The organism is Actinosynnema sp. NPDC023794 (genome assembly GCF_040639675.1).
GTDB classification, from domain to species: domain Bacteria; phylum Actinomycetota; class Actinomycetes; order Mycobacteriales; family Pseudonocardiaceae; genus Actinosynnema; species Actinosynnema luteola.
The window spans coordinates 376692-389382 of the sequence record NZ_JBFAFR010000002.1 but is presented as its reverse complement, the minus strand read 5'-3'; the positions used below and the strand labels follow the sequence as shown (position 1 = coordinate 389382).

16 protein-coding genes are annotated in these 12691 nt (G+C 73.1%); 9 read left to right on the top strand and 7 right to left on the bottom strand.

From position 1 onward, the window contains the following. The first annotated feature begins 70 nt into the window (after positions 1-70). Together AB0H12_RS06375 and yaaA are read left to right on the top strand one after the other, a co-directional pair. On the top strand, positions 71-424 hold the full coding sequence (locus AB0H12_RS06375) for a VOC family protein (RefSeq protein WP_499621269.1): 354 nt from the start codon (positions 71-73) through the stop codon (positions 422-424). Between the two features lie 262 nt (positions 425-686). Next, on the top strand, positions 687-1424 hold the full coding sequence (yaaA, locus tag AB0H12_RS06370) for a peroxide stress protein YaaA (protein WP_499621268.1): 738 nt from the start codon (positions 687-689) through the stop codon (positions 1422-1424). 3 nt (positions 1425-1427) lie between these two features. Here yaaA and AB0H12_RS06365 read toward each other — a convergent pair whose 3' ends face one another. Beyond that, on the bottom strand, positions 1428-1664 hold the full coding sequence (locus AB0H12_RS06365) for a hypothetical protein (protein ID WP_499621266.1): 237 nt from the start codon (positions 1662-1664) through the stop codon (positions 1428-1430). A gap of 86 nt (positions 1665-1750) precedes the next feature. Here AB0H12_RS06365 and AB0H12_RS06360 point away from each other — a divergent pair, with 86 nt between their 5' ends. The 3 genes from AB0H12_RS06360 to AB0H12_RS06350 all read left to right on the top strand — a co-directional run bounded on the left by AB0H12_RS06360 (position 1751) and on the right by AB0H12_RS06350 (position 4503). Continuing rightward, positions 1751-2698 carry a helix-turn-helix domain-containing protein gene (locus AB0H12_RS06360; protein WP_499621265.1) on the top strand — a complete coding sequence of 316 codons (948 nt, stop codon included), beginning with the start codon at positions 1751-1753 and terminating at the stop codon, positions 2696-2698. Between the two features lie 66 nt (positions 2699-2764). After that, on the top strand, positions 2765-3301 hold the full coding sequence (locus AB0H12_RS06355) for a hypothetical protein (protein WP_499621263.1): 537 nt from the start codon (positions 2765-2767) through the stop codon (positions 3299-3301). Positions 3302-3525: 224 nt separating this feature from the next. After that, complete coding sequence (locus tag AB0H12_RS06350; RefSeq protein WP_499621261.1) at positions 3526-4503, top strand: serine protein kinase RIO; 978 nt, start codon at positions 3526-3528, stop codon at positions 4501-4503. Here the strand turns inward: AB0H12_RS06350 and AB0H12_RS06345 are convergent. After that, positions 4466-5023: a TetR/AcrR family transcriptional regulator gene (locus AB0H12_RS06345; protein WP_499621260.1), complete on the bottom strand. Its 558-nt coding sequence runs from the start codon at positions 5021-5023 to the stop codon at positions 4466-4468. The two genes, AB0H12_RS06350 and AB0H12_RS06345, sit on opposite strands and share 38 nt — an antisense overlap. A 26-nt stretch (positions 5024-5049) precedes the next feature. Here AB0H12_RS06345 and AB0H12_RS06340 point away from each other — a divergent pair, with 26 nt between their 5' ends. Together AB0H12_RS06340 and AB0H12_RS06335 are read left to right on the top strand one after the other, a co-directional pair. After that, positions 5050-5571, top strand: a complete 522-nt coding sequence (locus tag AB0H12_RS06340; RefSeq protein WP_499621258.1) for an HXXEE domain-containing protein — start codon at positions 5050-5052, stop codon at positions 5569-5571. A gap of 186 nt (positions 5572-5757) precedes the next feature. Next, a complete protein-coding gene (locus tag AB0H12_RS06335; RefSeq protein ID WP_499621256.1) occupies positions 5758-7236 on the top strand; it encodes a DEAD/DEAH box helicase in 1479 nt (492 codons plus the stop codon). Between the two features lie 61 nt (positions 7237-7297). Here AB0H12_RS06335 and AB0H12_RS06330 read toward each other — a convergent pair whose 3' ends face one another. Then, a complete protein-coding gene (locus AB0H12_RS06330) occupies positions 7298-7879 on the bottom strand; it encodes a 4Fe-4S binding protein (protein WP_499621254.1) in 582 nt (193 codons plus the stop codon). A 24-nt stretch (positions 7880-7903) separates the two neighbouring features. Here AB0H12_RS06330 and AB0H12_RS06325 point away from each other — a divergent pair, with 24 nt between their 5' ends. Beyond that, positions 7904-8404: a hypothetical protein gene (locus AB0H12_RS06325; protein ID WP_499621253.1), complete on the top strand. Its 501-nt coding sequence runs from the start codon at positions 7904-7906 to the stop codon at positions 8402-8404. Here AB0H12_RS06325 and AB0H12_RS06320 read toward each other — a convergent pair whose 3' ends face one another. Next, entirely contained in the window at positions 8405-9259 is an 855-nt protein-coding gene (locus AB0H12_RS06320) for an ArsR/SmtB family transcription factor (RefSeq protein ID WP_499621252.1), read from the bottom strand. Positions 9260-9373: 114 nt separating this feature from the next. Here AB0H12_RS06320 and AB0H12_RS06315 point away from each other — a divergent pair, with 114 nt between their 5' ends. Next, positions 9374-10315 (top strand): hypothetical protein, encoded by a 942-nt coding sequence (locus AB0H12_RS06315; protein WP_499621250.1) that lies wholly within the window; start codon positions 9374-9376, stop codon positions 10313-10315. Here the strand turns inward: AB0H12_RS06315 and cobA are convergent. The 3 genes from cobA to AB0H12_RS06300 form a co-directional block, all read right to left on the bottom strand. After that, positions 10260-11477 (bottom strand): uroporphyrinogen-III C-methyltransferase, encoded by a 1218-nt coding sequence (gene cobA / locus AB0H12_RS06310; RefSeq protein WP_499621249.1) that lies wholly within the window; start codon positions 11475-11477, stop codon positions 10260-10262. The genes AB0H12_RS06315 and cobA overlap by 56 nt on opposite strands. A gap of 51 nt (positions 11478-11528) precedes the next feature. After that, entirely contained in the window at positions 11529-11813 is a 285-nt protein-coding gene (locus AB0H12_RS06305) for a hypothetical protein (RefSeq protein ID WP_499621248.1), read from the bottom strand. A 71-nt stretch (positions 11814-11884) separates the two neighbouring features. Further along, positions 11885-12676 carry a S1 family peptidase gene (locus AB0H12_RS06300; protein ID WP_499621247.1) on the bottom strand — a complete coding sequence of 264 codons (792 nt, stop codon included), beginning with the start codon at positions 12674-12676 and terminating at the stop codon, positions 11885-11887. Between the last annotated feature and the right edge of the window lie 15 nt (positions 12677-12691).

Genomic DNA, 12691 nt, shown 5'->3' with positions numbered 1-12691 from the left:
TAGCTCGGTGGACGCGGGCGGTGGGAGTTCGCGGCGGAATTGTCGGTGGTCGTCGCTAGCGTGCCGGGCCATGACGCTCACCATCGGCATGATCACGATCGACACGACGGACCCGCAGCGGCTGGCGGACTTCTGGACGAAGGCGCTCGGCACCTCGATCCAGCACGACTGGGGCGAGTTCCTGGTCCTGGCGGCGGTGGGCGGCGAGGGCGGACCGCTGCTGGGACTGCAACGCGTCGACGACCCGACGCCCGGCAAGAACCGGGTGCACCTCGACGCCCACGTCGAGGACCGCGCGGCTGAGGTGGCCCGGCTGGTCGGGCTGGGCGCGACGGAGATCAGCGAGCACACCGTGCCGGGCCTGACCTGGACCGTCCTGGCCGATCCGGACGGCAACCAGTTCTGCGTCGGCCAGGCCGGCTGACCCACGGCGAGTGGCCGCCGGGGGGCGGTCACCACGGGGAGGTCACGGGGGCGGCCGGCCGGGGACTGGTCGGGAGCCGGGTGGAGCAGCCGGCGCGCAGGACTGGGCCGGTCGGTTCGCGGGCGGATCGGGCGGGCGTGGCGGCCGGCATCGGGCAGGCCCGGTCGGCGCGCGAGAGCGGTCTGCGCCCAGGCGCAGGGAACGGTGGCGGGAGGGAGCAGGGGCGGGAGTGGCTGGTGGTGGGCGCATAGGCTGGGCCCTCGTGTTGGTACTGCTCCCCCCGTCGGAGACCAAAGCCCCTGGTGGGTCCGGCGCACCCCTCGACCTCGACCTGCTGTCGCACCCGGAGCTCACGCCGGTGCGCGGCAAGCTCGTCGACGCGCTCGTCGAGCTCGCCGCCGACGTCCCCGCGAGCCTCGCCGTGCTCGGGCTCTCCGAACGCCAGGCCGGCGAGGTCGAGCGCAACGCCGCACTGCGCCGCTCACCCACCCTGCCCGCGCTGGCCAGGTACACCGGGGTGCTGTACGACGCGCTCGGCCTCGACGCGTTGACGAAGGCCGAGAAGTCACGGGCGTTCGCGCGCCTCTCGGTGGCCTCGGCGCTGTTCGGCGTGGTCGGCGGCGGCGATCCGATTCCGGCCTACCGGCTGTCCGGTGGCAGCGTGCCGCCGTCCGTCGGTCCGCTCGGCGGGTTGTGGCGGCCCGCGCTCGAACCGGTGCTGGCCGCCGTCGACGAGTTCGTCGTCGACCTGCGTTCGAGTCCGTACACCTCGCTGGCCCGCATCCCCGCCGCCGCCGTGATCCGCGTGGTCACGGAGGACGGCAAGGGGCGGCGCAACGCGGTCAGCCACTTCAACAAGGCGCACAAGGGCCGGCTCGCGCAGGCGATCGTCAAGTCGCGGTCCGAGCCGACCGACCTCAAGGGCCTGGTCAGGCTCGCGGGCCGGGCCGGGCTGCGGGTGGAGCCGACCGGCACCCGGACCGCCGACCTGGTCGTCTGACAGTCAGGCCGGACGGATCGAGCGCACGGGCGCGACCTGACGCCGGTGCGCGGCGGGACGGTTCGCCGTCGGGTGCGCGGCGATGGCGTGCAGGTCGGCCGCCACGCGCGGCAGGTCGCGGTCTTCGGTGTCCGTGCTGCCCGCCAGGCGGGAGCCGAAACCGAGTCGACGCCGGTGGTTGCGCTCCAGGCCGTAGACGACCAGCGCGACGACGGCCAGGGCGAACAGGATCTCAGTCATGGCACTAACTGTGCGGTGCGCAAGAATCTGCCACAACTGGCAGTCTTGCCGTTGTGCATCAAAATCCTGCCAAGTACTGTGACGGCATGCTGCGCACCGTTGCGGCCGTCCTGATCGACGGCGCCACCCCGTTCGAGTTCGGCGTGCTCTGCGAGGTCTTCGGCGCGGACCGCACCGACGACGGCGTCCCGCTGATCGACTTCCGGGTCTGCGGCGAACGCCCCGGCGAGCCGATCCGCACGGACGTCGGCGCGTCCCTGATCGCCGACCACGGCCTCGACGCGCTGGCCGACGCCGACCTGGTCGCCGTGGCCGCCGCGAAGGTCCGCGACGAGTACCCGCCGCACCTCCTCGAAGCCCTCCGCGACGCCCACCGGCGCGGCGCCACGCTGCTGTCGGTGTGCAGCGGCGCGTTCGTCCTCGGCGCGGCGGGCCTGCTGGACGGCCGCCGCTGCACCACCCACTGGCGCCACGCCGCCGCGCTGGCCGAGCGCTTCCCCCGCGCCGAGGTCGACCCGGACGTGCTGTTCGTGGACGACGGCGACATCGTCTCCAGCGCCGGCACGGCCGCGGGCATCGACGCGAGCCTGCACGTGGTCCGCCGCGAGTTCGGGGCAGCCGCCACGGCGGTCATCGCGCGCCGCATGGTCGTCGCGCCGCAGCGCGACGGCGGGCAGCGCCAGTTCGTCGAACTGCCGACGCCGCACCAGGCCGACAGCCTCCAGCCGCTCCTCGCCTGGCTCCAGGACCAGCTCGACCAGGAGCACACCGTCGCGAGCCTGGCCGAACGGGCGAGCATGTCCGAACGCACCTTCGCCCGCCGCTTCGCCGCCGAGACCGGCACGACACCGCACCGCTGGCTCACCACCCAGCGGGTGCTGCGCGCCCGCCAGCTGCTGGAGGAGACGCGCCTGACCGTGGAGGACGTGGCCCACCGCTCGGGCTTCGGCACGGCCGCGCTGCTGCGCCACCACTTCACGTCCGTGGTGGGAGTTGCGCCGAAGGATTACCGCCGGTCGTTCTCGCACCGCTGACGGCCATCTGCGTGACCGAACCCCACGTATTGTCACCACTCGCGAGGGTGGTGCCAGAATGACCGGGTGACCCCCGACACACCCCGCGACACCCCGAGCACCACGTTCTCGGAACCGGTCACCCCGGCCCAGTTGCGGGGCATCACCGAGGACCTGCGGACCGACGCGCTCGGCGCGCCGGAAGCGCTGGAGCGGGTGTGGTCCGGTGTGTGCCTGGCCCGGTTGCTCGGCCTGCGGCTCGCTTTGGCCGATTCCACGTGGCAGCAGCGGCAGGTCAACGCGGAGTCGGTGGAGCACCAGCTCGCCCGCGACCTCGGCACCTCGGCGACATTCACCGACACCGCCCTCTCGCTGCCCGACACCGCGACGCCCCGGCCGCTCGCGCCGGACGAGGTCGACGAGGCGGTGGCCGCGTTGGTGGAGTTCAGCGGCACGGCCCGGCAGCGGATGCTGGCCGTCGCGCCGAGGGCGGCCCAGTGGCACGACGAACGCGTGCTGCGGCACGACTCGCTGGTGATCGCCCAGCTGGCCGCGGCCTGGATGGGCGAGCGCGGCAGCTACCGCGCGGAGTCGCGCCAGAGCGGCGGGCTGGGCTCGCGGTAATTCGGTTGCGGCCGTGCCGCGGGGCCGGGCAACCTGTGCCCGTACGCGCAGAGCGCCGGTGGTGGCAGACCACGGCGGAGTCGAGGAGGTGCCAGATGGCGACAGCTGTCCGGGACGTGGCACCGACCCGTCCGCTCGCCCCACGCGCCTGACGCGAACCCGCGCGAAAGACCACACCGCGCCGGGTGGGGGCGATCACCCCCTCTTCACCTGGAGCCCATCCAGTGCGCGAGCACGATCAGCACACCGAGTTCGAATCCGAGTTCGACCACGCCGACGACCTGAAGTGGCGTGCCAAAAAAGCGAAGAAGGCCGCCTCCCGCCGTGAGGGAGAGGTCGAGCCGGGCCGTCGCGGCCGGCTCACCGAGGAGGCCAAGGACCGCCTCGCCCAGATGCGGGAGGACGCCGTCGCGGCGGACACCCCGGAGGACGGCGACCGCTGGTCCACCTGGGGCGACGCCGACCAGGGCCCGAAGCCGCACCCGGAGTGGCTGGTCACCGACCTGTCCGCGGTGGACCGCGAGCTGGGGATCGTGAAGACCGGCAAGGAGGCGGACGTCTTCCTGCTGGAACGCGCGATGCCCGGCACCGACCGGTCGTGCTTGCTGGCCGCGAAGCGGTACCGCAGCAACGACCACCGGCTGTTCCACCGGGACGCGGGCTACCTCGAAGGCAGGCGCATGCGCCGGTCGCGCGAGATGCGCGCGATGGCGAACCGCAGCGCGTTCGGCCGCAACCTCATCGCCGAGCGGTGGGCGGTGGCCGAGTTCGCCGCGCTGGCCCGGCTCTGGCAGTTGGGCGCGCCGGTGCCCTACCCGGTGCAGCGCGACGGCACCGAGCTGCTGCTGGAGTTCGTCGGCACGGACGGCGCGGCGGCGCCGAGGTTGGCGCAGCTGCGGCCGGAGCCGGACGAGTTGCCCGACCTCTGGCGGCAGCTGGTGGACGCGCTGGGCGTGATGGCGTCCGCCGGGCTCGGGCACGGCGACCTGTCCGCGTTCAACCTCATGGTGCACGACGGGCGGCTGATCGTGATCGACCTGCCGCAGGTGGTGGACCTGGTGGCGAACCCGCGCGGGCCCGAGTTCCTGGAACGGGACGTGCGCAACGTGGCCGGTTGGTTCACCTCGCACGGCCTGTCACCGGAGTTGGCCGAGCCGCGCGACGTCACCGAGATGCTGCTGGACCTGGCCGGACTGCGGTGAACAGGGGCCAGACGAGGTCGAAGACCGCGTCCGGCGAACGGCGCCCGTCCGTCGCCAGCCAGTGGTAGACGAGCGGGCCGAACAGCAGGTCGCGCACGAGCTCCGGGTCGACACCGGCCCGGAGCTCGCCGCGCGCCACCCCGCGCCGCACGACCTCGTCGACCAGCGCGTGCCGGTCGGCCAGGAAGCCGTCGACCAGGCCGGGCACGCGCCTGGCCTCGGCGTGCGCCGCGAGCACCACCCACGACAGGCCGTCGACCAGCGCGGTCGCCAGCCGGAGCAGGTCCTCGCGCGCGCTGCCGGTGTCCGGGTCGGCCATCGGCACGACGTCGGTCAGCAGGACGTGCGCGACGAGGTGCAGCTTGGTCGGCCACCTCCGGTACAGGGCCGGTCGGCTCACACCCGCGCGGGCGGCGACGGCGTCGAGCGTCAACGCGTCGAAGCCGACCTCCTGGAGCAGGTCGAGGGTGGCTCGGGTGAGCGCGCGGTCGATCTCGGCGTTGCGGGGGCGTCCTGCCATGCGTTACATCATGTAACGTAATTGCCATGCCCAGCAAGAGCGGTGCGGTCGGCGAGGAGGTCGGCAAGAGGGTCACCTGGGGGTTGCTCGCCGCGTGGGTCGTGCACGACCTCGAAGAGCTGGCGACCATGGCCCGCTGGACGCGCGGGCGGAAGCACGTGCCGACGACCACGACGACGGAGGCGGCGATCGCCATCGGCGTGGTCGGGGTCGTGATCGCCGCGGCGGCGGCGGATGGCGCGCGCACCTGCGGGAGGTCGAAGTTCTTCCAGTCGGCGCTCACCGGTTTCGGGCTGCACGCCGTCATGCACGTGGCGAGCAGCGCGCTGTTCCGCGGTTATACGCCCGGAGTGCTCACCGCACCGACCGTCGTTGCTCCGTTCAGCTGGTGGGCGCTGCGTCGGCTCCGGCGCGCGGGGATCGAGGTGAACCCGTCGCCACGTGGCCTTTTGTGGTTCCCGGTGATCGTCGGCGGAGCCCACGTGATCGCCCGGCTCGCCACCCGTGTGCGCGAGAACACCGCCGGGGTGACGAACTCCGCCGCGTGATCAGCTAGACTGAGTGGTGCACCGCCCGGTGGCGCCACTGAGTGCCCCAGGCCGCCAGAGTGGCCGGTGGTGCTTCCCAACCACTATCGGCGCGATCCGCGCGCCGGGCCCGTCCCCGCGATCGCGCCTGCTCAAGCAGAGCAATCCTCGAGACGTGCCGTGTCCCGGAGGTTTGTTTTGCCGACAATGTCCCAAGGCCGTTCCGAGCGCCCGCAGTTCCGCAAGTCCCGCAGCAGCAGGCGCCCAGGCCAGGGCAACCGTCGTCCCGCTCCCGCCGCGGAGCTGGCGACCACCATTCCCGACCACGTCGAGAGCACCATGCCCGAGGGCCCGCTGCCCTCGTTCGCGGAGTTGGGCCTGTCCGACGAGCTGCTGCGCGCGCTCGAGCAGGCGGGCATCACCGAGCCGTTCCCGATCCAGGCCGCCACGCTGCCGGACGCCATGGCGGGTCGCGACCTCCTCGGTCGCGGTCAGACCGGCTCCGGCAAGACGCTGGCGTTCGGCCTCGCCCTGCTGTCCCGCCTGACCGGTGGCCGGGCCAAGCCGCTCAAGCCGCGCGCGCTCGTGCTCGTGCCCACCCGTGAGCTGGCGATGCAGGTCGAGGAAGCCCTCAACCCGTTCGCCCGCTCGCTGGGCCTGTGGTGCCGCACGGTCGTCGGCGGCACGTCGTTCCCGCGTCAGGTCGACGCGCTGCGCCGTGGCGTCGACCTGCTGATCGCCACCCCCGGCCGGTTGTCCGACCACGTGCGGCAGGGCACGGCGGACCTGTCCGAGGTCATGTTCACCGCGTTGGACGAGGCCGACCAGATGGCGGACATGGGCTTCATGCCGCAGGTCCGGGCGATCCTCGACCTGACGCCGCAGGACGGCCAGCGGCTGCTGTTCTCCGCGACGCTCGACGGCGACGTGGACAAGCTGGTCCGCCAGTACCTGCACGACCCCGTGGTCCACTCGGTCTCACCGCCCACCGGCAGCGTCACCACGATGGACCACCACCTGCTGTTCGTGTCCGCCGAGGACAAGCAGAACGTGGTCACCGAAGTCGCCGCGCGCGAGGGCCGCACGATCATGTTCGTGCGCACCAAGCACCACGTCGACCGGTTGGCCAAGAAGCTGCGGTCCATGGGCGTGCACGCCGGCGCGTTGCACGGCGGCAAGGCGCAGAGCGCGCGCACGCGCGTCCTCACCCAGTTCCGCGAGGGCAGCATGCCGGTGCTGATCGCCACCGACGTGGCGGCGCGCGGCATCCACGTGGACGACGTGAGCCTCGTGGTCCACGTCGACCCGCCGGCCGACCCGAAGGACTACCTGCACCGCGCCGGTCGCACGGCGCGCGCGGGCCAGTCCGGCACGGTCGTCACCCTGGTCACGCACGACCAGCGGCGCACCGTGCAGGGCCTGACCGCGCGGGCGGGCGTCCGCCCGACCTCGACCAAGGTCCGCCCCGGTGACGAGGAGCTGGTTCGCATCACGGGCGCCCGCGTGCCGAGCGGCATCCCCGTGGTCGAGCCCGAGGTCCCGGTCCGCGCCCGTCGAGGCGGCGGCGGTGGGCCACGGCGCAGCGGCGGCGGCAACGGTGGTGGCTTCGGCGGCTTCCGCGGCGGCCGTTCCGAGCGCGACCGCGGCGGCAACTCGGGTCGCCCGCGCCGGGTGGCCCAGCACTAGTCCGGCGATCTTCGGCAACGGCACCTCGTCCACCGGGCGGGGTGCCGTTGTCGTGCGCGGGTCACAGGCCGTTCGACACCCGGCGGACGGTCTTGTGGGGGAAGCGCTTGCGGACGTGGGCCTCGGCCGGCGAGCCCGGCACCACGCAGACCTGCTCCTCCTTGTCCTGCAGGGGTTTCACCACCGAGGCGAGGAAGGCCCCGCGGTCGTCCAGGAACGGACCGATGACGTCCTCCCCCGCCGGGCACGCGGCCATGCAGTGCGCGGCCTTGCAGTTCGGGCGGAACGCCAGGCTCTGCCACATCGACGCCGATTCCGCCGGCGTCACGCGGCGGCGGTAGTCGTCGCGGTCCGCGCTGTCGGCGACGTTCTCCGCCCAGTCGGTGAAGCCGCTCATGAACTCCCGGTAGTTGTGGGTGTAGCAGTCCCGGAAGGTGAACGCGCCGTCCTTCGAGGTCGCGCCGACCGGGCGCGCAGACACGCACAGCTTGCACTCCAGGCACGGGTTGAAGTCGGTCGGCCGCGGGTGCTCGTCCACGTCGAAGTCGGCCACGACGGCGCCGAGCAGGATGAAGTTGCCGAACCTCGGGTGGATCACGTTGCGGTGGATGCCGATCCGGCCGAGGCCCGCCGCCTGCGCCACCAGCTTGTGCGAGACGACCCACCCGTGCCCGGGGAAGTCGTCGATCTCCTGCGGGACGCGGCGGCCGGGTGGACGGCGCGGTGCCCGGCCCGCTGGAGGGCCTCGGTCAGCCGGTGCCCCACCGCGTCCGCGTCGTCCAGGGTCTGGTGGGACTCGGTGTTGGCGATGCTGCGCAGCGGGCTGGGCACGTTGTCCCGGTTCATCCGCACGCAGAACGCGATGTGGGTCCGGGCGCCCGGCAACGCCGTCCGCGCGTGCTCCCGGTCCACCTCGACGTACGGCGAGTCCACGGACACGAAACCGACGTCGTCCGCCCCGCCGCCGGGTTGCTGGAACGCGTGCCACACCAGGAGTTCGGCTCGCGACCGGCACCTGGCCGACGGGCCGCCGCCGGTCGAGCCGGAGCACGTCGGGTGCGGCGGGAAGGTGTCGCTCGTGCCGGTGTGCGAGCACGGGCACGTGGTGGAGCCCGCGCGGGAGCTCGGGCTCCGGCTCGGTTCGGCCACGCCCTGGCCCGGGTCGTGATCAGCTCATGAGCGTGTCGGCCCGAGCGGTGCGCATGTGCAGCACGTGCCGGCCTTCGCGGCGCGTGGTGACCAGGCGGGCGGCTCGCAGGACGCCGATGTGCTGCGACACCGCGCCCGCCGTGACGCCGAGTGCCGCCGCCAGGTCCGTCGTGCTCCTCGGCGCTTCCAGCAACGTGAGCAGGTGGGCGCGGGTCCGGCCGATCAGGGCCGCCAGGTCGTGCGGCGCCTCCCGGTCCTCCCACAGCGTGCCGATGCCTCGGGCCGGGTAGCGCAGCACCCCTTGGCCCACCGGGTCGATCGCGATCCACGCCTTCGGCCAGCAGAACACGCTCGGGCACAGGACCAGACCACGCTCGGCCAGGTCGACGCGGTGCTCGGGCTTGCGGTGCAGGACCAGTTCGCCGTCGGCCCACGTGACCTCCGGGTGGAGGTCGTGGAACACCGCCTCCACGCCCTGGTCGGCCAGGGTCGCCGCACGTGCCGCGATGTCCGCTTCGAGGACGGCCGTGATGCGCTTCCAGTGCGGCGCGACGAGGCGGTCGTGGCAGCGGCGGATCACATCGGCCTCGGGTCGGGGCACGTGGCGCAGTTCGGCCTCCAGGTCGGGCATCCGCACGTCCGGCACGGGCATCAGGTCGGCCGGTTTCGCCGGACCCTCCAGCCGGGCCAGCAACGCGTCCAGCCCGGCGATCCCCTCGACCCGCTCCCGCGCCCACCGCACCCACGGCAGGTGCACGGCGTGCGCACCCGGTGTCCGCAGGCCGTCGACCGCCATCACGGTCTCGAACACCGGGGAGTAGGCGAACCTCACCCTGGCCAGCCCCACCCCGGCGAGCCGCACCCACACCGCCACGACGTCCCCGTTCCACTCGCCGCCATTGTCCCACCGAGGGCATGGCCGGCCCTACCGCGCAGTGGCCGGCCGGCACCAGTGATCTTGATCGGTCGACGGCCGAGGCTGGTCGGCATGACGAAGACCTGGCACCGGCCCACCCTGTGGTTGGCCGTGGTGATGGCGGTGGGCGCGCTGGGGTGCGCGGTGGCGATGGTGGTCGACGGGCGGGTGCTGCAGGACGTGCCGTTGTGGGCCAAGCCGTTCAAGTTCACGTTGTCGTTGGCGATCTACTCGGCGACGCTGTCGTGGATGCTCTCCCTGCCCCACCGCGGGCGGAGGTGGACGTCCGGGACGGCGACGGTGATCGCGGGGATCATGCTCCTGGAGGTCGGCTTGATCGTCCTCCAGGCGGGTCGGGGCATGTTCACCCACTTCAACGGCTCCGACGACCCGCTGAACCGCTTCGTGCAGCAGACCTTCGCGACGTTGATCCCGGCGATGTTCCTGGCCAACGTGGTGCTGGCGCTCGTGCTGTCGTTCCAGCGCTTCGGGCGGCCGGACGTGCGGTGGGCCGTGCGGGGCGGGCTCTACCTGGCCGTCCTCGGCATGGCGTCGGGTTACCTGATGGTGGGTCCGCGCGAGCCCGTCACGGCGGTCGACGCGGGTGGGCGGGAAGTCGAGCTGGTGGGCGGGCACAGCGTCGGCGTGCTCGACGGCGGGGCGGGCATGCCGATCACGGGGTGGAGCACGACCGGCGGGGACCTGCGCGTGCCGCACTTCGTCGGGATGCACGGGTTGCAGGTGATGGTCCTGCTGGTGCTCGCCCTCGCGGCGGTCGGGCTCGCCGAACGGGTCCGCACCCGGTTGGTCGCGGTGGCCGCCCTCGGCTACGCCGGGTTGTTCGCGGTGCTGGTCTGGCAGGCGTTGCGCGGTGAGCCGCTGGTCCACCCCGGCGCCACGACGTGGGCAGCCCTGGGCGGGCTGGCGGTGGTCGTGGCCGCCGGGGCGGGGTTGGCGCTCAGGAGCGGAACGGAAGCTCGTCCGCCAGCGCGGCAACCGGTCCCGCAACGATGATCGCGGGCGGGCGGATGCCGTGCTCGGCGATGTCCGCGGCCAGGGACGCCAGCGTCGACCGCACGACCTTCTGCGTGCGGGTGCCGCCCTCCTGGATCACCGACACCGGGGTGTCCCCCGGACGACCCGCCATGAGGGCGTCCGCGAACGCCGCCGCCCGCTCCACCCCCATGAGGATCACGACCGTGCCGCTCAGCCGCGCCAACGCCGACCAGTCGACCAGCGACCGCTCGTCGTCCGGCGCCACGTGCCCGGACACGACCACCACCTCGTGCGCCACGCCCCGGTGCGTCACCGGCACGTCCGCCAGCGCGGGCACGCCGAACGCGCTGGTCACGCCGGGCACGACGGTGACCGGGACGCCCGCCTCGGCGCAGGCGATCAGCTCCTCGAAGCCACGGCCGAACACGTACGGGTCACCGCCCTTGAGGCGGACCACGAACCGGCCGGCCTTGGCGTGCTCGACCAGGGTGGTGTTGATGAAGTCCTGCGTCGCCGCGCGGCCGTACGGGATCTTCGCCGCGTCCACCACCTCGACGTGCGGCGGCAGCTCGTCCAGCAGCTCGCGCGGCGCGAGCCGGTCGGCCACCACGACGTCCGCCCTGGCCAGCAGCCTGCGCCCGCGCACGGTGATCAGGTCCGGGTCGCCGGGGCCGCCGCCGACCAGCGCGACGCCCGCCGGCTGGTCGTGGTGGTCGGCGATGGAGCCGTCGCGCAACGCCGAGAGCAGGCCGTCGCGGACCCCGGCGGAACGGCGGTGCTGCCCGCCCGCGAGGACGCCGACCAGCAGGCCGTCGTGCTCGCCGACCGCCGGCGTCACGGCGGTGCCCTTCACGGCGACGTCGGCGCGCACGCAGAACACGCGGCGCTCCTCGGCGTCCGCCGTGATCCGCGCGTTCACCTCGGGCGAGGACGTGCAGGCCAGCACGTACCAGGCGCCGTCGAGGTCGCCGTCGGCGTACTCGCGGGCGTGCCAGACCGCCTCGCCGCCGTCGACGAGGCCCTGGACCGCCGGGGTCACCTCGGGCGAGATCACCTCCACCCTGGCGCCCGCCGCGACCAGCCTGGGCAGCCTGCGCTGCGCGACCGTGCCACCGCCGACGACGACGACCCGCCGACCGGTCAGGTCCAGGCCCACGAGGTAGTGCTGTTCACCGTGCATGGGTAGAAGCATCCACACCGGACATGTCCTGTCCAACCCGGGTGCTTCACATCATGGGAACCTCAGCTCGCGCTGCTCGATCCCGGCGTGCAGGGCGTTCGACCGGCAGTGCACCTTGGTCTTGGCGAAGCCGTTGATGACGGTGAGCCACGAGCTGGTGACGGTCGAGCCGTTCTCGCAGGAGACGACCAGGCGGAACGACCCGCGGCCCTCGCACCGCCCCGAGGCGGTCTTGCCCTCGATCGACGTGGAGCACGAGTGCAGACCTTCCGCCGCGGACGCCACACCCGGCACGGCGGACCACACGACCAGCATCACGAGCAGTAGTCGGCGCATGTCCGGGATCGAACACGCCGAACGGGCCCCCGACCGGCAAATCACCCGGTCGTGGGCCCGTCGCGGGGTGATTACAGCTGCGCGGTGATCGTGGAGTAGTACGAGGCGATCCGCGCGTACACGCCGGGGTAGCCGGCGAGCGCGCAGCCTCGGCCGAACGAGGTGGCGCCGATCAGCTTGCCACCCGCGACCAGCGGGCCGCCCGAGTCACCCTGGCAGGTGTCGGTGCCACCGTTCGGGTAGCCGGCGCACACCATGGAGGTCGGGCTGTAGTTGGAGTAGGCCGTGCGGCAGGTCGCGTCGGACGTCACCGGCACGGTCGCGCCGAGCAGGTACCGCGAGGCCGAGCCGCCGGAGGACGTGGTGCCCCAGCCGTAGATCCGGGCGCTCGTGCCCGCCGCGTACAGCGCGGTGTCGGACGGGGTGGCCAGCGGCAGGTAGGTGGAGCTGATGTTGGTGCCCAGGGTCAGCACCGCGACGTCGTAGCCCGAGCTCGCGGTCCGGTAGCTGGGGTGCACCCAGATCCGGCTCACCGTGGCCACGGTGCCCGCCGTGCTCTGCTTGTCGTCGCGGCCGTGCACCACGCGGGTGCTCGACGCGCTCCGGCCGCTGACGCAGTGCGCGGCCGTGACGACCTTGTTGGCCTTGACCAGCGTGCCGCCGCAGAACTGGCCGCCGGTGCTGGTGGCCAGGTAGACGACCCACGGGTAGGTGCTGGTGGACACGCGGGAGCCGCCGACGATGAACGGCGACACGCCGGTGTCGGAGGAGGTCTCGGCCGAGGCGGGCGCGGTGGTCATCAGACCGATCGCGGCCACCGTCGCGGCCAGGACGGTGAGCAGGCGACGCAGGGTTTTCGCCATGTCGATCCTTCCAGT